Source organism: Phycicoccus mangrovi (assembly GCF_018729305.1).
In the GTDB taxonomy this organism is placed as follows: Bacteria; Actinomycetota; Actinomycetes; order Actinomycetales; family Dermatophilaceae; genus Phycicoccus; species Phycicoccus jejuensis.
The window spans coordinates 110705-128464 of record NZ_JAHHWP010000019.1 but is presented as its reverse complement, the minus strand read 5'-3'; the positions used below and the strand labels follow the sequence as shown (position 1 = coordinate 128464).

The following is a 17760-nucleotide window of genomic DNA, read 5'->3' as shown; positions in this document are numbered from 1 at the left end:
TTCAGACGAGCGTTAGCGTGGGCCACGAGAACCTCCGGGCGGTGTAGGACCTAGACAATCCACACCTCACCCGGAGGTTCTCCTCGTCGTCAACGCCTACGCGTCACCAACGTCCCGGCCGAGTACAGCTAGTCCCGGCGCCGCGGGCGGGCGCGCACGTGCATCCGCTCCCCCTGCGGCCCCATGATGCTCAGCAGCTCGACCGGTCGGTCGTCGGCGCAGCCGAACCAGTGCGGGGTGCGGGTGTCGAACTCGGCGACCTCGCCGACGCCGAGGACGACGTCGTGCTCGGCGAGCACGAGGCGCAGCCGGCCGTCGAGGACGTAGATCCAGTCGTAGCCCTCGTGGCTGCGTGGGTCGGGCTCGCGCCCGTCCGGGCGCAGCACCATCTTGAACGCTCGTGGGCCGCCGACCCGCTCGGTGAGCGGGACGACCTGCGCGTACGGGTGCTCCACCGGCTGCAGGTGCACGCGTGGGTCGCCGGTGCGGGGCGCGTCGACGAGCTCGTCGAGGGTCACGCGGTAGACGCGCGCCAGCCCGACGAGCAGCTCCAGCGTCGCCCGCCGGGAGCCGGACTCGAGCCGGGACAGGGTGCTGACCGAGATGCCGGTGCCGGCCGAGACCTCGGCGAGGGTCATGCGCCGGCGGGTGCGGACCTCGCGCAGGCGCTGCCCCACGGCGGTCGGGTCGAGGTTTGCCACTCCGGCAACGTACCTTGCCGAGCCGCTCGGCGCAGACGCATCGTCGGTCCATGACCACCACCTCCGCTCCCCTGCCCGTCGACGTCCTCGTGGTCGGCGGTGGGGCCGCCGGCCTCTCGGCCGCCACCGTCCTCGCCCGCTCCCGCCGGTCCGTCGTCGTCCTCGACGCCGGTGAGCCGCGCAACGCCCCGGCCGGCGGGGTGCACGCGTTCCTCGGCCACGACGGCGTGCCGCCGCTGGAGCTGCTCGCCCGTGGCCGTGCGGAGCTCGACTCGTACGGGGGCCGCGTCGTCGCCACCGCGGCCGGCTCGGCCCACCGCGAGGACGACCGGGTCGTCGTGACGGCGTCCGACGGCTCCGCGTGGACGGCGCGTCACCTGGTGCTCGCGGGCGGCGCCGTCGACGTCCTGCCCGACGTGCCTGGGCTGCACCGGCACTGGGGCACGGCCGTCGTCCACTGCCCCTACTGCCACGGCTGGGAGGTGCGCGACCGCCGGGTCGTCGTCCTCGCGACGACGCCGATGGCCGTGCACCAGGCAGGCCTCTTCGGGCAGCTCACGAGCGACCTCACCGTCCTCGTGCAGGCGCCGTCCGTGCTCGACGCCGCGGCGCGCGAACGCCTCGTGCGGCTCGGGGTCGCGGTGGTCGACGGGCCGGCGACCGGGGTCGTCGAGTGCGACGGCGCGCTCGTCGGCCTCGAGACCCCGGGCGGGGTCGTGCGCGCCGACGCCGTCGCCGTCCAGACCCGGCTCGAGGCCCGCGACACGCTGCTCGCCGACCTCGGCCTGGAGCTCGTCGACCTCGAGATGCAGGGGGTCGTCCTCGCGCGCCACGTCGCCGCCGACCCGGCCGGACGCACCGCCGTCCCCCGCGTCTGGGTCGCGGGCAACGTCACCGACCCGATGGGTCAGGTCGTCATGGCGGCCGCGGCCGGCACGCGGACCGGGGCGATGGTCAACGCCGAGCTGGTCACCGAGGACCAGGAGCGCCGCCTCGCGGACGGATGACCGCCCGCACCGTCAGCGGTGTGCGTCGGCCGCGCGCTGGACGTCGGCGACGAGGCGCTCGAAGCCGGCGTCCTCGCCGAAGGCCGCGGCGTCGCGGCCGACCTGCCCGTCGAGCCCTTCGCGGAGGATCTCGGCGTGGCCGGCGTGCTGCGCGGTCTCGGCGACGACGCGGACGACGAGGTGGCCGAACGTCGTCCGCCGGGTCGCCTCCGGCCACCACGGCGGCTCGGCGGGGGTGTCGAGCGGCACCTCGGCGAGCGCCGCGTCGGACAGCGTCCACGCCTCTCGATAGAGGTCCAGCACCCACGACCGGCTCTCGTCGGCGCGCGCCCACAGGTCGCCGTTGTCCCAGACCGAGCCGTCCTCGTCCCACGGGAGGGTCGGCGCCGGACGCCCCAGGGACTGCAGGAAGTACCCGACCTCGACCCCGGTGAGGTGCTTGACCAGGCCGAGGAGGTTGGTGCCCGTCGGTGTCAGGGGCCGCCGGACGTCGTACTCCGACAGGCCGTCGAGCGTGCGCAGCATCGCGTCCCGGGCGTCCTGCAGGTAGTGGTGCAGGTCGCTCGGCAGCCCCGGCGGGATGCTCACTCCCACGGGGTCGAGAGCACCACCGTGGTCCGGGTCGAGACGTGCGCGGCGCCACGGATCCGGGCGATGAGCTCCTCGAGCTCCGCCGGTGTCGCGACGCGCACCTTGAGGATGTAGTTCTCGTCGCCGGCGACCGAGTGGCACTCCTCGATCTGCTCGATGCCCTGGAGGCGCTCCGGGATGTCGTCGGGCTGGCTCGGGTCGAGCGGGGTCACGGACATGAAGGCCGTCAGCTGCCGTCCGACGGCGCGGTGGTCGATGCGGGCCGTGTAGCCCTTGATGACCCCGCGCTGCTCGAGCCGGCGGACCCGCTGGTGCACCGCGGAGGTGGACATGCCGAGGGCCTTGCCGAGGTCGGTGTAGCTGGTCCGGCCGTCCTCGGTGAGCAGGTCGACGATGCGCCGGTCGAGGTCTTCCACGGCGTCAGCGTAGTGCGCCCTCCCCCGTCACCACCCGGACTCGCCGACCGCCCGTAGGCTCTCGGCATGGCGCTCGACGACGGACGACTCCCGAAGCTGCTGCTGCTCGACTCCGCCTCGCTGTACTTCCGGGCGTTCTACGGCGTCCCGGACCAGCGCAAGGACCCGTCCGAGACGCCGACGAACGCGCTGCGCGGGTTCCTCGACATGATCGCCACCCTCGTGACCCAGCACCGGCCGACGCACCTCGTCGCCTGCTGGGACGACGACTGGCGCCCCCAGTGGCGCGTCGACCTCGTGCCCACCTACAAGACGCACCGGCTCACCGAGGGCTCCGACGCCGTCGAGGAGAGCCCGGACGACCTCACCCCGCAGGTGCCGCTCATCCGCGAGGCGCTGGCCGCGGTCGGCATCGCCCGGATCGGCGTGCCCGACCACGAGGCCGACGACGTCATCGGCACCCTGACGACCCGGCACCACGGGGTCATGCCCGTCGACGTCGTGACCGGCGACCGAGACCTCCTCCAGCTCGTCGACGACGCGCAGGCCGTGCGCGTCCTCTACACCGGCAAGGGCGGTGTGCGGGAGCCGGACATCGCCACGGAGTCGATGCTCCGCGAGAAGTACGGCGTGCCGACCGGCGAGGCCTACCTCGAGATGTCGGTGCTGCGCGGCGACACGAGCGACGGGCTGCCGGGGGTCAAGGGCATCGGCGACAAGACCGCCGCCCAGCTCATCGAGCAGTACGGCTCCCTCGCGGCCCTGCGCGCGGCCGTCGACTCCGGCGACCCGGCGATCAAGGGCGCGCGGCGGGCCAACCTCGAGGCCGCCTCGGCCTACCTCGACGTCGCCCCGACCGTCGTCCGCGTCGTGCGCGACGCCCCGGTGCCCGAGGTCGACCTCGCGCTGCCCACGCAGGTCGCCGACCGGCTCGCGCTCGACGAGCTCGCGGCGCGCCACGGCATCGAGAACCCGGTCGGCCGGCTGCTCACCGCCCTCGGGCTGGCCTGACGCCCTCCGCGGACCGCTCCCCCGCCGGCCGCGTCCACCGCATCCGGAACGCCGTCGGCACGAAGGCCGTCGCCGGGTCGTCCTGACGACGGAACTCGCTGGGAGAGAGGCCGACCACCTCGGTGAAGGTGCGGCTGAAGGTGCCGAGGCTGGAGAACCCGACCGCCATGCAGACGTCCGTCACGGGGGTGTCGGTGGTGCGCAGCAGGGTCATCGCCCGCTCGATGCGCCGCCGCTGCAGGTAGCGGTGCGGCGTCTCGCCGAAGACGGTCCGGAACTCGCGGATGAAGTGGGCGCGGCTCATGTGCGCCACCCGGGCCAGCGCCTCGACGTCGAGCGGCTCGGTGCTGTGCCGGTCGACGAGGTCGCGCGCCCGGAGCAGCCGCCGGTTGCGGTCCTCCTCGGCGGCGCTCACCGGGCCACCGTACGACGGGTCGTCGAGCACGGGGCACTTTCGGAGAAGCGGGCCGACGAGCCCCCGCCCTAGCGTCGTCCCCGACACCCGAACCGGAAGGACCACCATGCTGACCCGCAACAACATCTCCTCGATCTTCGTGCTCGACCAGGACGAGGCGCTGCGCTTCTACACCGAGGTGCTGGGCCTGGAGGTCGAGCAGGACATGGACTTCGGCCCGATGCGCTGGCTGACCGTCCGCGTGCCCGGCGACCGCAAGTCCATCCTCCTCGAGAAGCCCGGCGCCCCCGCGCACGACGAGGCGACGGCCGAGCAGGTGCGCGCGCTCGTCACCAAGGGGGCCGGCGGCGGCTGGCTCGCCTTCACGACCGACGACGTCGAGGAGATGTTCGCGCGCGTGCAGGCCTCCGGCGCCGACATCACCCAGGAGATCGTCGACCAGCCCTACGGCCGCGACTTCGCCCTGCGCGACCCGTTCGGCAACCACATCCGGATCGGCGAGGTGCTCGGCGGCTGACGCGCCGCGCCGGCCGGCTCAGTCGAGCCGGTCGGCGGCGACGACGCCGCGCATCACCGCGTCGACGGCCTGCCGCGCCGTGCGCCGCAATGTCGTGTCGGTGGCGGCGTCGCCGACCTGGTCGAGGAGGTCGACGAGCTGCTTGCACCGGCGCACGAAGTCACCGGCGGCCATGTCCTGGCCGCGCAGCACGTCGTCGAGGCGGCCGCCGGAGGCCCAGCGGTGCACCATCCACGCCATGCCGCCGTCGGGCATCGACGTCGTCGGCAGGTCGTGCTCGGTCTCGAGCTCCTCGATGCCGGCCCACAGCCGCTCCATCTCGCGGACGGCGTCGGCGACCTCGTCGGTCGGCATCCGCGGCGAGACGTCGGCCTCCTCGTGCCGCGGCTCGTGGACGAGGGCGGACACGGCCGCCGCCAGGCCCGGCGCGTCGAGCCGCTTCCACACGTCGTGGCGCAGGCACTCGGCGGCGAGCAGGTCCTTCTCGGTGTAGAGACGCCGCAGCCGCTCGCCGCGCTCGGTGACGACCGAGCCGTGCTCGGCGAGGTAGCCGAGGGACTCGAGGGCGTCGCAGATGCGGTCGAAGGTGCGCGCGACCGTGTTGGTGCGCCCCTCGACCCGCCGCTGGAGCCCCGTGGTCTCGCGCTTGAGCCGCCACCACCGCTCGGCCCACCGCGCGTGCTCCTCGCGGCGCGGGCACTGGTGGCAGGGATGCTCGCGCAGCTGACGGCGGAGGTGGTCGGTGAGGTCGGTGTCGGCGGTCGCGTCGGTGCGCCCGCGGCGCGAGGGCGCGTCCTCGAGGCCGTGCGGCGTCGCCACGCGCAGCGCGGTCGCGAGGTCGCGGCGCGACTTCGGCGACTTGGGGTTGAAGTGCTTCGGCACCGCGACCCGCGCCATCGCCTCGACCGGCTCCGGGACGTCGACGAGCGTCAGGCGGCGGAACTGCTTGTCCTCCGTGACGACCCCCGGCCCGGTCGGGGCACCCTTGGCCGTCCGCGCGGGCTGGACGACGACGGCCCACCCGGCCCGCCGTCCGGCGGGGATGCGGATGACGTCGCCGACGCGCAGCGCCTCCATCGACACCGCCGCCTCGGCACGCCGCGACGCGGCCCGCGCCTTGCGGCCGTCCTTCTCGGCGTCGGCGAGCTCGCGGCGGATGCGGGCGTACTCGCGGAAGTCGCCGAAGTCGCAGTGCATCGCCTCGGCGTAGCCGTCGAGGCCGTCCTCGTTCTTGCGCAGCTGGGTCGCGAGCCCGACGACGGCGCGGTCGGCCTGGAACTGCGCGAACGAGGTCTCCAGCAGCTCGCGGGTCGTCTCGCGGCCGACCTGCCGGACGAGGTTGACCGCCATGTTGTACGTCGGGCGGAAGCTCGAGCGCAGCGGGTAGGTGCGGGTCGAGGCCAGGCCGCCGACGGCCATCGGGTCCATCCCGCGCGTCCACTGGACGACCGCGTGCCCCTCGACGTCGATGCCGCGTCGCCCGGCGCGCCCGGTCAGCTGCGTGTACTCCGCGGGTGTGATGTCGACGTGCGCCTCGCCGTTGTACTTGACGAGCTTCTCGAGGACGACCGTGCGGGCCGGCATGTTGATGCCGAGCGCCAGTGTCTCCGTGGCGAACGCGGCCCGGATGCGCCCGTCGGTGAACAGCTCCTCGACGATCTCGCGGAAGAGCGGCAGCATCCCGGCGTGGTGCGCCGCGAAGCCGCGGCTCAGCCCCTCGAGGAAGTCCCAGAAGCCGAGCACCCCGAGGTCCTCGTCGGCGAGCGACTCGACCCGCTCCTCGACGTGCCGACGGATCCGCTCGCCCTCGCGCTCCGGCACCAGCCGGACGCCGGCGGACAGCAGCTGCCCGACGGCCGCCTCGCAGCCGACCCGGCTGAAGATGAAGGTGATCGCGGGGAGCAGGCCCTCGCGCTCCAGGTCGAGCACGACCTCGGCCCGTGTGGCGCCCCCGGCCGGCCGGCTGCCCCGGGCGAAGCCCCGACCCCCCGCTCCCCCGCCGGGACCGCGCGGGGCGGCGTGGTCACGACGCCCCCGGCCGCCGCGGTGGCCGCCGGAGGGCCCGCCGAGCCGGCGCGCGTCCTCGGCGTACCGGCCGCGCTGCTCGGCGTTCCGGATCGCGTGGAGCAGGTCCGGGTTGACCCGGTTGCCGGCGAAGAGGTCGAACATCGTCGTGCCGACGAGCATGTGCTGGAAGAGCGGCACCGGCCGGTGCTCGGAGACGACGACCTCGTGGTTGCCGCGCACCTCGGCCAGCCACGCGCCGAACTCCTCGGCGTTGCTCACCGTCGCCGACAGGGAGACGACCTGCACCGACTCGGGCAGGTGGATAATGACCTCCTCCCAGACGGCGCCGCGGAACCGGTCGGCGAGGTAGTGCACCTCGTCCATGACGACGAAGCCGAGTCCGGTGAGCGTCGAGGAGCCGGCGTACATCATGTTGCGCAGGACCTCGGTCGTCATGACGACGACCGGCGCCTCGCCGTTGACGGAGCTGTCGCCGGTCAGCAGGCCGACGTTCTCGGCGCCGTGGACGCGCACGAGGTCGTGGTACTTCTGGTTCGAGAGGGCCTTGATCGGCGTCGTGTAGAACGCCTTCCGCCCGGTGGCCAGGGCCAGGTGCACGGCGAACTCGCCGACGATCGTCTTGCCGGCGCCGGTCGGGGCCGCGACGAGGACGCCCTTGCCGGCCTCGACCGCCTCGCAGGCCTGGAGCTGGAAGTCGTCGAGCGGGAAGTCGAGGGCGGCGGTGAAGCGGCCGAGCTCGGTCCGCTCCCGGCGGGACCGCGCCTTGGCCGCGGCGTACCGCTCGGCGGGGCTGGGCATGGCCTCAGGCTACGTCAGGGGTATGTCGGTGCAGGGCGGGGCGGCTCAGACGAGGACCGACACCGCCCCCGGCACCGCCTCGACCTCGAGCGGCAGCGGCCCGAACCGCTCGCCATCGGCGTACCCGACGATGCCGGTGGCCTCGAGCACGACCCGCCGGGCACGCAGCACCTCGACGGCCGGGTGGCCGACGTGCCCGCCGCTGAAGACCTTGGGGAACACGCGCAGGAACTCGGGCACCGGCAGGCGGTGCAGCACGAGGACGTCGAGCAGCCCGTCGTCGAAGCGGGCGTCGGGCGTCACCCGCATCCCGCCGCCGTAGGAGGGGCCGTTGCCGACGGCGACGAGCATCGCCTCGGTCTCGTGCCGCTCGCCGTCGAGGGTCAGCGCGTACGGGATGGGCCGGAAGACGGGCAGCTCGCGGACGATCGCCAGGTTGTAGCGCAGCCGGCCCTTCGGCCAGCGCCACTGGTTCGCGCGCTCGTTGACGACCGCGTCGAACCCGGCCGCGAGCACCCCGAGGAACCAGCGCTCCTCCCCCGCCGCCGTCACGTGCCGCGCGGCGTCGACGGCGCGGGTGCGCCCGGCGAGGATGCGCTCGACCGCCGCGGCGGCGTCGCGCACCGGCAGACCGAGCTCGCGGGCGATGTCGTTGCCGGTTCCCGCGGCGACGACGCCGAGCGGGATGTCGGTGCCGGCGACGAGGTTGGCCCCGAGGTGGACCATCCCGTCACCGCCGGCGACGACGAGCGCGTCGACCGAGCGCTGCGCCACCGCCGCGCGACCGTGGGCCAGGGCGCCCGCCGCGTCGGCGGCCGAGAGGTCGACGACCTCGGCCCCGGCGGCCCGCAGCAGGGTGAGGGCCTCGACCCCGACGCGCGCGCCGGTGTTCCTGCCCGACGTGGGGTTGACGACGACGCCGACGCGCACGGCGCTCAGAGCGAGGAGGCCTCGGTGTCGTCGACGTCGAGCCAGTCCGGCCGGTTGGCGGCCTTGCGCTTGTCGAGGACACGGCAGACGAACCAGGCGCCGAAGTACAGGAGGGTGAGGGGCGCGGCGAAGACGAACATCGTGAACGGGTCGGCGGTCGGGGTGGCCACGGCGGCGAAGACGAAGATGAGGACGACCGAGACGCGCCAGCCCTTGATCAGCCGGGTCGCGGGCATCGCGCCGACGAGGTTGAGCCCGACGAGGATGACGGGGAAGAGGAAGCCGATGCCGAAGACCAGGATGAAGCGGGTGACGAACGAGAAGTACATCGACACCTGCTGGATGTTCGACGTCCCCGCCGGCGAGAGGCCGTAAAGGATCGCGAGGCTCTGCGGCAGGATCACGTAGGCGAGGCCGCAGCCCAGGAGGAACAGCGGGACCGTCGAGCCGACGAACGCGAGGCTGAGCCGCTTCTCCTTGCGGGTCAGCCCCGGGACGACGAAGCGCCAGGCCTGCCACAGCCACACGGGGCTGGAAGCGACCACGCCCACGAAGATCGACAGGCTGATGAGGTTGGAGAGCGCGGAGGTCGCCTCGCCGAAGTTCAGGCTGATGTCGTTCTGGGGGTTGGCGCGCGCGTACTCGTAGAACGGATCGGCGAGGAACTCGAAGACGTCGTCGTAGAAGATGCCGGCCACGATGGCGCCGACGAGCACCGCAGCCGCCGCGACGAACAGGCGTCGGCGGAACTCACGGAAGTGCTCGGCCAGCGTCATCCGGCCCTCGGGGTCGTGAGGGCGTCGGCGCAGTCGGGCCATGGAGGGTGCGGGCCTCCGGCGTCAGGCGGTCGGGCCGGACTGGTTGTCCGTCCGCGGGGTGCGCTCGTGCACCGCGTTGCCGTTCGGGTCCGGGGTGACGACGTCGTCGGTGGAGCGGGCGGTGGTCAGCGACTCGCCGCGGACCGTCTCGCTCGAGGCGGGTGTCTTGTTGGCCTCGTTCTCGCGCTTCATCTCGTCCACCTCGGACTTGAAGACGCGGGCCGAGCGACCCAGGCTGCGGGCGGCGTCGGGGAGCCGCTTCCAGCCGAAGATCACGATGATCAGCACAGCGATGATGATGATTTCGGTGGGTCCGAGCCTGCCCATGTGGGTCCATCTCCTTCAGAGATCGCGGTCGTTCGTCAGTGTACGCGGGCCCAGGGAGGCATCCGCTCGGCGTTACGGGTTCTCCGCGCGTCGGCCTGGCGGGCCCGCTCGCGCCGATGCTCCTCGCGAAGGCTGTGAGGGTCCTGCAGGACCGCTGTGACCGGCGGCTCCGGGTCGCGCTGCCGCGAGGCCGCCTGCTCGAGCTCCTCGACGAGCCGGCCGGCCCGCCCGAGCTCGGCCGTCAGCGCCCGCAGGCTGCGCCACGTCGCGCGGGCCCGCAGCCCGACGAGCACGGCGCCCCCGACGACGAGGAGCACCCAGAGCAGCACCCAGCCCCACCAGGGCAGCACGGGTCAGCCCTCCCGCTCGGCGTCGGCCGCCGGGTAGCCCGCCAGCGCCGCGGCCGCGCCCTCGCGCACCTCGGCGACGACGTCGGCCGGCTCGGTGACGTAGCCGCGCCCGCCGAGGCGCCGCAGCAGCCGGTGCAGCCACGCGGTGTCGGCCGTCGCGATGCGCACGACCTGCCCGCCGCCCTCCGCGGCCGCCACCTCCTCGAGCGACTCGACCGGGTAGTAGTCCGACACCCAGGTCGCGCCGGGCAGCAGGCGCAGCGTGACGACGAGGTCGTCCGGCGCCGGCCGGAACGTGCCCTCGGAGAGGTCGCGCTCGGCGGCCTGCGGCGGCGGGGTGCCGTCGACGTCGAGGACGGTCAGCTCCTCGACGCGGTCGAGCCGGAACAGGCGGGTGTCCTCGGCGCGGTGGCACCAGCCCTCGAGGTACCAGCGGCCGTCGATGCCGACGACGCGCATCGGGTCGACGTCGCGCTCGGTGGCCTCGTCGCGGGCCGGAACGAGGTAGCGCAGGTGCACCCGGCGGCGGGTCGCGAGGGCGGTGCGGGCGCGGGCCAGCAGGTCGGCGGAGGTGCCGTCGGCGACCTCCGCGAGCACGCGGCTCGCGGGGTCGGCGGCCTCGCCGGCGGCGGCCTCGAGCTTGGCGAGGGCCCGGTCGACGGCGTCGCGCTCGTCGAGACCCGGGACCTCGCGCAGGGCGCGCAGCCCGACGATGAGGGTGACGGCCTCGTCGACGCCCAGGCGCAGCGGGCGGGCGATCGAGTCGGCGTTGCCGACGAACACGCGTCCGCCCTCCCAGTCGGCCTCGATGAGCTCGTCGGGCATCTGGCCGTAGCCGCACAGGAAGAGCAGCTGCAGGTCCGCCTCGAGCTGCTCGGTCGAGACGCCGAGGTCGGCGGCCGCCTCCTCGAGGTCGATGCCCTGCCGGTTGACCAGCCACGGCACCATCGTCAGCAGGCGCGCGAGCCGCGCGGTGGCGGTCTCCTGCGGTGCGGGCGGCATCAGGACCCCCCTCCGCCGTGCGCGGCGAGGGTGCCGCGCAGGCGCTCGAGCACGGCGTCGACGAGCTCCGGCGGCTGCTCGACGACGACGTCGGCGCCGTAGCCGGCGAGCTCCTCGGCGAAGGCCCAGACGTCGCCGTAGTCGAGGTCGACGAGCGACCAGTCGTCGTCGACCTCCCCGACCGTCCGGGCGCGCAGCCGCAGCGCGTGCCCCGCGCCGACCCGGACCCGCAGGACGGCGGGGCTGGGCTGGGTCGCGGACCCGGCCATGCTGTCGACCATGACCCGCGGCTCGTGGTCGGCCGGGACCTCGAAGGAGCCGGGGCGGCCGGTGCGTCGGACCGTGCCGCTGATGCGCGAGAGGCGGAAGACCCGGGGCGCCTCGCGGTCCAGGTCCCAGGCGTTGAGGTACCAGCGCCCGTGCCACGACACGAGCGACCACGGCTGCACGCGACGCTCGGCGCCCTCGGCCGCCTCGGGGCGGCGGTAGGTGAACGCCAGCGGCACCCGGCGCACGACGGCGTCCTTGACCGCGTCGAAGGCCGGCTCGGCGGTGCGCAGCCGCGGCTCGATGCCGATGAGCGACTCGGTGTCGCGCTCGACCCCCGCGGCCCGCAGCTTGCGCAGGGCCTGCGCGGCCGGGCCGGCGAGCGACGCCTGGGCCCAGGTGCGGCTCGCGAGGCCGAGGACGGCGAGCTCGTCGGGCTCGAAGGCGATGTCCGGCAGCGCGTAGTCGCGCTGGTGGATGCGGTAGCCCGGCTCGTCGTCGTGGAAGGCGTCGATGTCCTCGGTGACGAGCGGGATGCCGAGCTCGCGCAGCTCGTCCTTGTCGCGCTCGAACATCCTCTCGAAGGCCTCGGTGGACGCCGACTGGCCGTACTGCGGCACGAGCCGGCGGATCTGGGCCTTCGCGAGCGGGCGGCGCGCGTACAGCAGCACGAGGACGAGGTTGAGCAGGCGCTCGGTCTTGACCTGGGCCGCGCTCGGCGCACCTCCCCCGCTCTGGCTGCTCACCCGGGAGACGCTACCCGACGGCTACGCTGCCCCGCGTGATGCAGTGGCGTGCCGGGACCGTGCTCGAGGAGGTCCGCAGCTGGCCGGGCGCCGTCGAGCTGACCGTCGAGCTCGAGGGCACCGGTGATCGCGTGCGGGCGCTGGCGTACACCGCCGTCACGGGGGTGCCGGGGGTGGCCGAGCACGTGCTGCTCAACGCGTCGGCGCTGCTGCGCGGCCTCGGCACCGGTGGGCTGGCCTTCGTCGTCGCCCGGGGCGACGTGCTGCCCGCCGATCCCCCGCCCGGGCCGGGACACATCGTCAAGGCGCGCTACACGCCGTTGCAGCAGATGCTCCTCGCCGTCGACGAGCAGGAGTCGCCGCACCACGACGTGCTCGCCGGGGCCGACGACCTCGACGGGATGCCGGTCGTCGTCGCGGACCTGCACAGCGCGCTGCCCGCGGTGCTCGCGGGCATCCGTGCGGTGCGGCCGGACGCGACGGTCGCCTACGTGATGACCGACGGCGGCGCCCTCCCGGCGGCCTTCTCGCGGTCCGTGGCCGGCCTGCGCCGCGCCGGCTGGCTCGCGTCGTGCCTCACCGTCGGCCAGGCCTACGGGGGCGACCACGAGGCCGTCACCGTGCACACGGGGTTGCTCGCGGCGCGGCACGTCGTCGGCGCCGACGTCGCGGTCGTGGCGCAGGGCCCGGGCAACGTGGGCACCGGCACCCGCTGGGGGTACTCGGGGGTGGCGGCCGCGGAGGCGCTGCACGCCGCCGACGTCCTCGGCGGACGGCCCGTGGCGGCGCTGCGGGTCTCGGGTGCCGACCGACGCGACCGGCACCTCGGCATCAGCCACCACAGCCTCACCGCGTACGGGCGGGCCCTCTACGCCCCGGCCGACGTCCCGGTCACGACCCTGCCGGACCCGGCGCTCGACGCCCGGGTGCGCGAGCAGCTCGCGGGGCTCGTCGGGACGGCGCGCGCCCGGCTGACGCCGGTGGAGGTGCCCGCGGACGGGCTGGGCGAGGCCCTCGCGACGAGCCCGGTGGGGCTGTCGACGATGGGCCGCGGCCTCGCGGAGGACCCGGCGCCGTTCCTCGTGGCGGCGGCGGCCGGGTCCCACGCGGGGTCGGTCAGCGCACGTCCATGAGGTCGACGACGAAGATCAGCGACTCGCCCGGCTTGATGACGCCGCCCGCGCCGCGCTCGCCGTAGGCCTTGTGCGACGGGATGGTCAGCTTGCGACGGCCGCCGACCTTCATCCCGGCGATGCCCTCGTCCCAGCCGGCGATGACCATGCCGACGCCGAGGCGGAACTCGAGCGGCGCACCGCGGTTCCAGGAGGCGTCGAACTCCTCGCCGGTGGAGTGCGCGACCCCGACGTAGTGGGCCGACACGGTGCTGCCGGGGGTGGCCTCGGCGCCGTCGCCGACGGTGATGTCCTCGACGACCAGCTCGGTCGGGGCCTCGTCGCCGGGGAAGTCGATCTCGGGCTTGGTCAGCTCGCTCACAGGGGGGATGCCTCTCGGGGTGTCGGTGGGGGTGGGGTGGGTCAGTACGCGGCGAGGATGTCGACCGCGAAGACGAGGGTGTCGGTGCCCTTGATCTTGTCGCCGCTGCCCTGCTCGCCGTAGCCGTCCTTCGGAGGGATGACGAGGAGCACGCGGCTGCCGACCTTCTGGCCCTCGAGGCCGGTGTCCCAGCCCTTGATGACCTGGCCCTCTCCGAGCTTGAACTCGAACCAGGGCTGCTCGGGCCGGTTGGCGCTGGAGTCGAAGACCTCGCCGTTGCGGTAGAGCGCGCCGGTGTAGGCGACGCGGACGGTCTGGCCCTTCTTCACCTCGGCGCCGGTGCCCTCGACGAGCGGCTGGACGACGGTGTCGGTCGGGGCCTTGACGCCCTTGGCCGGGGTGATGGTCGCCGGCTTGCCGGCGTTCATCGTCACCGTCGGGAGGTCCTTCTTCGGCGGGACGGCGGTGCCCTGCGCCTCGTCGAGGACCTTGGTGGCGCCGACGAGGTCGAGCACGAAGATCACCGGGTCGTCCTTGGTGATGCCCAGCTGCTGGTTGCCGGTCTCGCCGTAGGCGTCGGCCGGCGTCGACGCGATGACCATCCGCGTGCCGATCTTCTTGCCGGGGATCTGGCTCTTGAAGGACGCGAAGAGGTTCTGGTCGTCGAGGTCGAGGCCGACCGTGCCGGTCTTCCACGTGCTCGTGACGACCTTGCCGTCCTTGCCGTTGACGAGGATGGCCTGGAGGGTCACGAGGTCGTCCTTGGTGACGGCCGCGCCGTCGCCCTCGGTGAGGACCTGCGACTGGGTGCGCGAGACCGAGACGGGCGCCTTGACGGTGACCTTCGGCTCCTTCTTCGCCTCGCCGGTGACCTGGACGCCGCTGATCGAGCTCGACGGGGTCGTGGCCTCCTCCTCACCGCAGCCGGTGAGCAGGAGCGCGCCGGCGAGGGCGCTGACGGACAGGACGGACGTGAGGCGACGGGGCACGAGTCTGGGACACCTTCGGGACGGGGACGCCGCGCGGAGTGGGACGCGACCGGTCTCCTCACGATAACCGCGTCGGATGGGAACTCCCGCATCGCTCCCTGAGAGCCCGGTGGACGCGGGTCAGGCGGTGAGGCCCTCGATGAGCCGGTCGACGCGCGCGTCCTCGGCGAGGAACGGGTCCTTACACAGGACCGTGCGCTGGGCCTGGTCGTTGAGCTTGAGGTGGACCCAGTCGACGGTGAAGTCGCGCCGCTGCGCCTGCGCGGCCCGGATGAAGTCGCCGCGCAGCTTGGCCCGCGTCGTCTGCGGCGGGCGCACCTTGGCCTCGAAGACCTCCGGGTCGGAGACGACGCGCTCGACGCGCCCGCGCCGCTGGAGCAGGTAGAAGAGCCCGCGCGAGCGGTCGATGTCGTGGTAGGCGAGGTCGATCTGCGCCAGGCGCGGGTGGTCGAGGTCCAGGCCGTGCCGCGAGGCGTACTCGTCGATGAGCCGGTACTTGACGACCCAGTCGATCTCGCGGCCCACGAGCCCGAGGTCGCCGGTCTCGACGGCGGTCAGCGTCCGGTCCCACAGCTCGAGGACCCGCTCGTGGAGCGGGTCGGCGGCGCCCTCGCGCTGCACGAACTCGGCCGCCTTCGCGTGGTACTCGCGCTGGAGGTCCAGCGCCGACAGCTCGCGCCCGTTGGCCAGGCGCACCGTGCGGCGGCCGGTCATGTCGTGGGAGATCTCGCGGATCGCCCGGATCGGGTTCTCGAGCGTGAGGTCGCGCATGACGACGCCGCTCTCGATCATCCGCAGGACGAGGTCGGCGGAGCCGATCTTCAGCATGGTCGTCGGCTCGGCCATGTTGGAGTCGCCGACGATGACGTGCAGCCGCCGGTAGTGCTCGGCGTCGGCGTGCGGCTCGTCGCGGGTGTTGATGATCGGCCGGCTGCGGGTGGTCGCCGACGAGACGCCCTCCCAGATGTGGTCGGCCCGCTGGCTGAGGGCGAACGACGCGCCCTTGCTTGTCGTGACGAGCTTGCCTGCGCCGCAGGTCAGCTGGCGGCTGATGAGGAACGGCAGCAGCGTCTCGGAGAGCGCCTGGAACTCGCCGGAGCGCGTGACGAGGTAGTTCTCGTGGCAGCCGTAGGAGTTGCCGGCGGAGTCGGTGTTGTTCTTGAAGACGTAGATGTCGCCGGCGACGCCGTCCTCGCGCAGGCGCTGCTGGGCGTCGGCGACCAGGCCCTCGACGATCCGCTCCCCCGCCCGGTCGTGGGTGACGACCTGCCGGATGGAGTCGCACTCGGCGGTCGCGTACTCGGGGTGCGAGCCGACGTCGAGGTAGAGGCGCGAGCCGTTGGTGAGGAAGACGTTGCTCGAGCGGCCCCAGGCGACGACCTTGCGGAAGAGGTAGCGCGCCACCTCGTCCGGCGTCAGCGTGCGCTGGCCGCCGGTGGAGCAGGTGATGCCGTACTCGTTCTCGATCCCGAAGATCCGCCGGTTGCCGCGCGTGCTCACGCGTCCTCGCCGCCCTCGGAGGCCGCCTCGGGACGTTGCGTCTGCGGGTTGGTGGCCGCGCTGCGGGCGGAGTCGCCGTCGTCGCCGGCGGGCACGTCGGCGGTGGGGTCGTCGGAGCTGAGCAGCCGGGCGAGCAGGTCGCCCTGCACCCGGCGGAAGCGACGCCGCGGCCGGTGGCGGTCCAAGACCGCGACCTCGAGCTGCTCGGGGGCCAGCGTGCGCGGCTCTCCGCCGGCCGGGTCGGCGCCGAGCAGGCGGACGGCGAGGGCGAGGGCGTCGGCGAGGTGCATCCCCGGCCGCCAGGCCTCGCGCAGGCCGGTCTCGATCTGCTCCGCTCCCCCGCCCATCGCGACGAAGCCGTGCTCGTCGGCGACCGAGCCGTCGTAGGTGAGCCGGTAGACCTGGTCGCCCTCGGGCGTGGCCCCGACCTCGGCGACGACGATCTCGACCTCGTAGGGCTTGGACTCCTGCGTGAACACCGTGCCGAGCGTCTGGGCGTAGGCGTTGGCCAGCCCGCGCGCGGTGACGTCGGAGCGGTCGTAGGAGTACCCGCGCAGGTCGGCGTAGCGCACGCCCGCGACGCGCAGGTTCTCGAACTCGTTGTACTTGCCGACCGCGGCGAAGGCGATGCGGTCGTAGATCTCGGAGACCTTGTGCAGCGCCCGGCTGGGGTTCTCGGCGACGAACGCGATGCCGCCGTCGAACTGGAGGACGACGACCGAGCGGCCGCGGGCGATGCCCTTGCGCGCGAAGTCGGCCCGGTCCTTCATCAGCTGCTCGGGCGAGACGTAGAACGGCATCCCGGCGGTCATCGGGCCTCCTCCGAGCGCTCGGTGATGATGGCGTCGACGACCGGAGCGAGGTCCGGCTGCGGCACGAAGCGCGCCCCCTCGGCGTCGACGAGCCCGACGGTCGGCCAGATGCGCCGGCCGACGTCCGGGCCGCCGGTGGCGGAGTCGTCGTCGGCGGCGTCGTAGAGGGTCTCGACGGCCACGCGGACCGCCTGCTCGGCCGTGAGGTCGCGCCGGTAGAGCTTCTTGAGGGCGCCGCGCGCGAAGAGCGAGCCGGAGCCGACGCTGTGGTGGTCCTGCTCCTCGTAGCAGCCGCCGGTCACGTCGTAGGAGAAGATCCGGCCGCGCCCCTCCTCGAGGTCGTACCCGGCGAACATCGGCACGACCGCGAGGCCCTGCATCGCCATCCCGAGGTTGCCGCGGATCATCGAGGCGAGCCGGTTCGCCTTGCCCTCGAGGGACATCAGCGTGCCCTCGATCTTCTCGTAGTGCTCGAGCTCGACCTGGAAGAGGCGGACGAGCTCGATGGCCAGGCCCGCGGTCCCCGCGATGCCGACGAGGCTGAACTCGTCGGTGGCGAAGACCTTCTCCATGTCCCGGTTGGCGATGACGTTGCCCATCGTCGCCCGGCGGTCACCGGCCATGACGACGCCGCCGGCGTAGGTGACCGACACGATGGTCGTCCCGTGCGGCGCCTCGAGGGCCGCCCCCGGGGGCAGCGGCCGGCGCGAGGGCAGGAGGGCCGGGGCGTGGGCGGAGAGGAAGTCGGTGAAGCTGGAGGACCCCGGGACGAGGTACGCGGAGGGCAGGCGCCCGGAGTCGGCTCCGGCGCTCACTGGCCGCCCTTCTGGACGAAGCCGCGGACGAACTCCTCCGCGTTGGACTCGAGGACGCCGTCGATCTCGTCGAGGATGTCGTCGATCTCGCTCACCTGGGCGGCGGGGGCGGCGGCTGCGGGCCCCGGGGTGTCGACGTCGTCGGGCCCGTCGTCGCGACGCTGCGGCTTGATCTGCTCCTGACCGGGCATGGTCACCCTCCTCGGGTCGTGGTCGTGTCCCCGAG

General features: G+C 73.7%; 21 protein-coding genes. 4 read left to right on the top strand and 17 right to left on the bottom strand.

Annotation, left to right across the window (positions count from 1 at the left end):
* Nucleotides 1–128 precede the first annotated feature (128 nt).
* Nucleotides 129–701, bottom strand: a complete 573-nt coding sequence (locus KMZ30_RS17540; protein WP_308279590.1) for a helix-turn-helix domain-containing protein — start codon at nucleotides 699–701, stop codon at nucleotides 129–131.
* Between the two features lie 50 nt (nucleotides 702–751).
* Here KMZ30_RS17540 and KMZ30_RS17535 point away from each other — a divergent pair, with 50 nt between their 5' ends.
* A complete protein-coding gene (locus KMZ30_RS17535) occupies nucleotides 752–1708 on the top strand; it encodes an NAD(P)/FAD-dependent oxidoreductase (protein ID WP_215511695.1) in 957 nt (318 codons plus the stop codon).
* Nucleotides 1709–1720: 12 nt separating this feature from the next.
* On the opposite strand, the gene KMZ30_RS17530 is transcribed toward KMZ30_RS17535, so the two are convergent.
* Together KMZ30_RS17530 and KMZ30_RS17525 are read right to left on the bottom strand one after the other, a co-directional pair.
* Nucleotides 1721–2296 (bottom strand): DinB family protein, encoded by a 576-nt coding sequence (locus KMZ30_RS17530; protein ID WP_308279591.1) that lies wholly within the window; start codon nucleotides 2294–2296, stop codon nucleotides 1721–1723.
* A complete protein-coding gene (locus KMZ30_RS17525) occupies nucleotides 2293–2715 on the bottom strand; it encodes an Lrp/AsnC family transcriptional regulator (protein ID WP_030529189.1) in 423 nt (140 codons plus the stop codon). The genes KMZ30_RS17530 and KMZ30_RS17525 overlap by 4 nt, the downstream gene beginning before the upstream one ends.
* Before the next feature lie 66 nt (nucleotides 2716–2781).
* Between KMZ30_RS17525 and KMZ30_RS17520 the strand changes: the two genes are divergently transcribed.
* Nucleotides 2782–3726 carry a 5'-3' exonuclease gene (locus KMZ30_RS17520; RefSeq protein WP_215511696.1) on the top strand — a complete coding sequence of 315 codons (945 nt, stop codon included), beginning with the start codon at nucleotides 2782–2784 and terminating at the stop codon, nucleotides 3724–3726.
* Here the strand turns inward: KMZ30_RS17520 and KMZ30_RS17515 are convergent.
* Complete coding sequence (locus KMZ30_RS17515; RefSeq protein WP_308279592.1) at nucleotides 3704–4141, bottom strand: helix-turn-helix domain-containing protein; 438 nt, start codon at nucleotides 4139–4141, stop codon at nucleotides 3704–3706. The genes KMZ30_RS17520 and KMZ30_RS17515 overlap by 23 nt on opposite strands.
* A 106-nt stretch (nucleotides 4142–4247) precedes the next feature.
* Between KMZ30_RS17515 and KMZ30_RS17510 the strand changes: the two genes are divergently transcribed.
* Nucleotides 4248–4658, top strand: coding sequence for a VOC family protein (locus KMZ30_RS17510; RefSeq protein WP_215511698.1), 411 nt, complete (start codon nucleotides 4248–4250; stop codon nucleotides 4656–4658).
* An 18-nt stretch (nucleotides 4659–4676) separates the two neighbouring features.
* Here the strand turns inward: KMZ30_RS17510 and KMZ30_RS17505 are convergent, their stop codons facing one another.
* Genes KMZ30_RS17505 through KMZ30_RS17475 form a run of 7 tightly spaced genes read right to left on the bottom strand, consistent with a single transcriptional unit; the run spans nucleotide 4677 to nucleotide 11924 of the window.
* Entirely contained in the window at nucleotides 4677–7484 is a 2808-nt protein-coding gene (locus tag KMZ30_RS17505) for a DEAD/DEAH box helicase (protein ID WP_215520081.1), read from the bottom strand.
* A gap of 45 nt (nucleotides 7485–7529) precedes the next feature.
* Nucleotides 7530–8414: a YegS/Rv2252/BmrU family lipid kinase gene (locus KMZ30_RS17500; RefSeq protein WP_308279593.1), complete on the bottom strand. Its 885-nt coding sequence runs from the start codon at nucleotides 8412–8414 to the stop codon at nucleotides 7530–7532.
* A gap of 5 nt (nucleotides 8415–8419) precedes the next feature.
* Nucleotides 8420–9232 carry a twin-arginine translocase subunit TatC gene (gene tatC, locus KMZ30_RS17495; protein WP_226901694.1) on the bottom strand — a complete coding sequence of 271 codons (813 nt, stop codon included), beginning with the start codon at nucleotides 9230–9232 and terminating at the stop codon, nucleotides 8420–8422.
* 21 nt (nucleotides 9233–9253) lie between these two features.
* A complete protein-coding gene (gene tatA, locus KMZ30_RS17490) occupies nucleotides 9254–9559 on the bottom strand; it encodes a Sec-independent protein translocase subunit TatA (RefSeq protein ID WP_215511700.1) in 306 nt (101 codons plus the stop codon).
* Between the two features lie 35 nt (nucleotides 9560–9594).
* Nucleotides 9595–9909 (bottom strand): hypothetical protein, encoded by a 315-nt coding sequence (locus tag KMZ30_RS17485; protein WP_215511701.1) that lies wholly within the window; start codon nucleotides 9907–9909, stop codon nucleotides 9595–9597.
* Nucleotides 9910–9912: 3 nt separating this feature from the next.
* Nucleotides 9913–10911: a helix-turn-helix transcriptional regulator gene (locus KMZ30_RS17480; protein ID WP_215511702.1), complete on the bottom strand. Its 999-nt coding sequence runs from the start codon at nucleotides 10909–10911 to the stop codon at nucleotides 9913–9915.
* Nucleotides 10911–11924 (bottom strand): helix-turn-helix transcriptional regulator, encoded by a 1014-nt coding sequence (locus KMZ30_RS17475; RefSeq protein ID WP_215511703.1) that lies wholly within the window; start codon nucleotides 11922–11924, stop codon nucleotides 10911–10913. Before KMZ30_RS17475 ends, KMZ30_RS17480 begins: the two co-directional genes overlap by 1 nt.
* Nucleotides 11925–11959: 35 nt before the next feature.
* On the opposite strand from KMZ30_RS17475, the gene KMZ30_RS17470 reads away from it, so the two are divergent.
* Nucleotides 11960–13057, top strand: coding sequence for a DUF3866 family protein (locus KMZ30_RS17470; RefSeq protein ID WP_215511704.1), 1098 nt, complete (start codon nucleotides 11960–11962; stop codon nucleotides 13055–13057).
* Here KMZ30_RS17470 and KMZ30_RS17465 read toward each other — a convergent pair.
* The 6 genes from KMZ30_RS17465 to KMZ30_RS17440 form a co-directional block, all read right to left on the bottom strand.
* Complete coding sequence (locus KMZ30_RS17465; RefSeq protein ID WP_308279594.1) at nucleotides 13041–13418, bottom strand: FKBP-type peptidyl-prolyl cis-trans isomerase; 378 nt, start codon at nucleotides 13416–13418, stop codon at nucleotides 13041–13043. The genes KMZ30_RS17470 and KMZ30_RS17465 overlap by 17 nt on opposite strands.
* A gap of 41 nt (nucleotides 13419–13459) precedes the next feature.
* Nucleotides 13460–14407, bottom strand: a complete 948-nt coding sequence (locus KMZ30_RS22465) for an FKBP-type peptidyl-prolyl cis-trans isomerase (protein WP_215511705.1) — start codon at nucleotides 14405–14407, stop codon at nucleotides 13460–13462.
* Nucleotides 14408–14527: 120 nt separating this feature from the next.
* Complete coding sequence (pafA, locus tag KMZ30_RS17455) at nucleotides 14528–15907, bottom strand: Pup--protein ligase (protein ID WP_215511706.1); 1380 nt, start codon at nucleotides 15905–15907, stop codon at nucleotides 14528–14530.
* A complete protein-coding gene (gene prcA / locus KMZ30_RS17450) occupies nucleotides 15904–16719 on the bottom strand; it encodes a proteasome subunit alpha (protein WP_215511707.1) in 816 nt (271 codons plus the stop codon). Before prcA ends, pafA begins: the two co-directional genes overlap by 4 nt.
* Nucleotides 16716–17534, bottom strand: a complete 819-nt coding sequence (gene prcB / locus KMZ30_RS17445; protein ID WP_215511708.1) for a proteasome subunit beta — start codon at nucleotides 17532–17534, stop codon at nucleotides 16716–16718. Before prcB ends, prcA begins: the two co-directional genes overlap by 4 nt.
* Nucleotides 17531–17725: a ubiquitin-like protein Pup gene (locus KMZ30_RS17440; RefSeq protein WP_215520080.1), complete on the bottom strand. Its 195-nt coding sequence runs from the start codon at nucleotides 17723–17725 to the stop codon at nucleotides 17531–17533. The genes prcB and KMZ30_RS17440 overlap by 4 nt, the downstream gene beginning before the upstream one ends.
* Between the last annotated feature and the right edge of the window lie 35 nt (nucleotides 17726–17760).

Excerpts from the sequence above, each read along its gene's own strand:
- tatA (WP_215511700.1), bottom strand. The coding sequence starts at position 9,559 with ATGGGCAGGCTCGGACCCACCGAAATCATCATCATCGCTGTGCTGATC.
- tatC (WP_226901694.1), bottom strand. The coding sequence starts at position 9,232 with ATGGCCCGACTGCGCCGACGCCCTCACGACCCCGAGGGCCGGATGACG.
- prcA (WP_215511707.1), bottom strand. The coding sequence starts at position 16,719 with ATGACCGCCGGGATGCCGTTCTACGTCTCGCCCGAGCAGCTGATGAAG.
- KMZ30_RS17505 (WP_215520081.1), bottom strand. The coding sequence starts at position 7,484 with ATGCCCAGCCCCGCCGAGCGGTACGCCGCGGCCAAGGCGCGGTCCCGC.
- KMZ30_RS17535 (WP_215511695.1), top strand. The coding sequence starts at position 752 with ATGACCACCACCTCCGCTCCCCTGCCCGTCGACGTCCTCGTGGTCGGC.
- KMZ30_RS17480 (WP_215511702.1), bottom strand. The coding sequence starts at position 10,911 with ATGCCGCCCGCACCGCAGGAGACCGCCACCGCGCGGCTCGCGCGCCTG.
- KMZ30_RS17520 (WP_215511696.1), top strand. The coding sequence starts at position 2,782 with ATGGCGCTCGACGACGGACGACTCCCGAAGCTGCTGCTGCTCGACTCC.
- KMZ30_RS17440 (WP_215520080.1), bottom strand. The coding sequence starts at position 17,725 with ATGCCCGGTCAGGAGCAGATCAAGCCGCAGCGTCGCGACGACGGGCCC.
- KMZ30_RS17510 (WP_215511698.1), top strand. The coding sequence starts at position 4,248 with ATGCTGACCCGCAACAACATCTCCTCGATCTTCGTGCTCGACCAGGAC.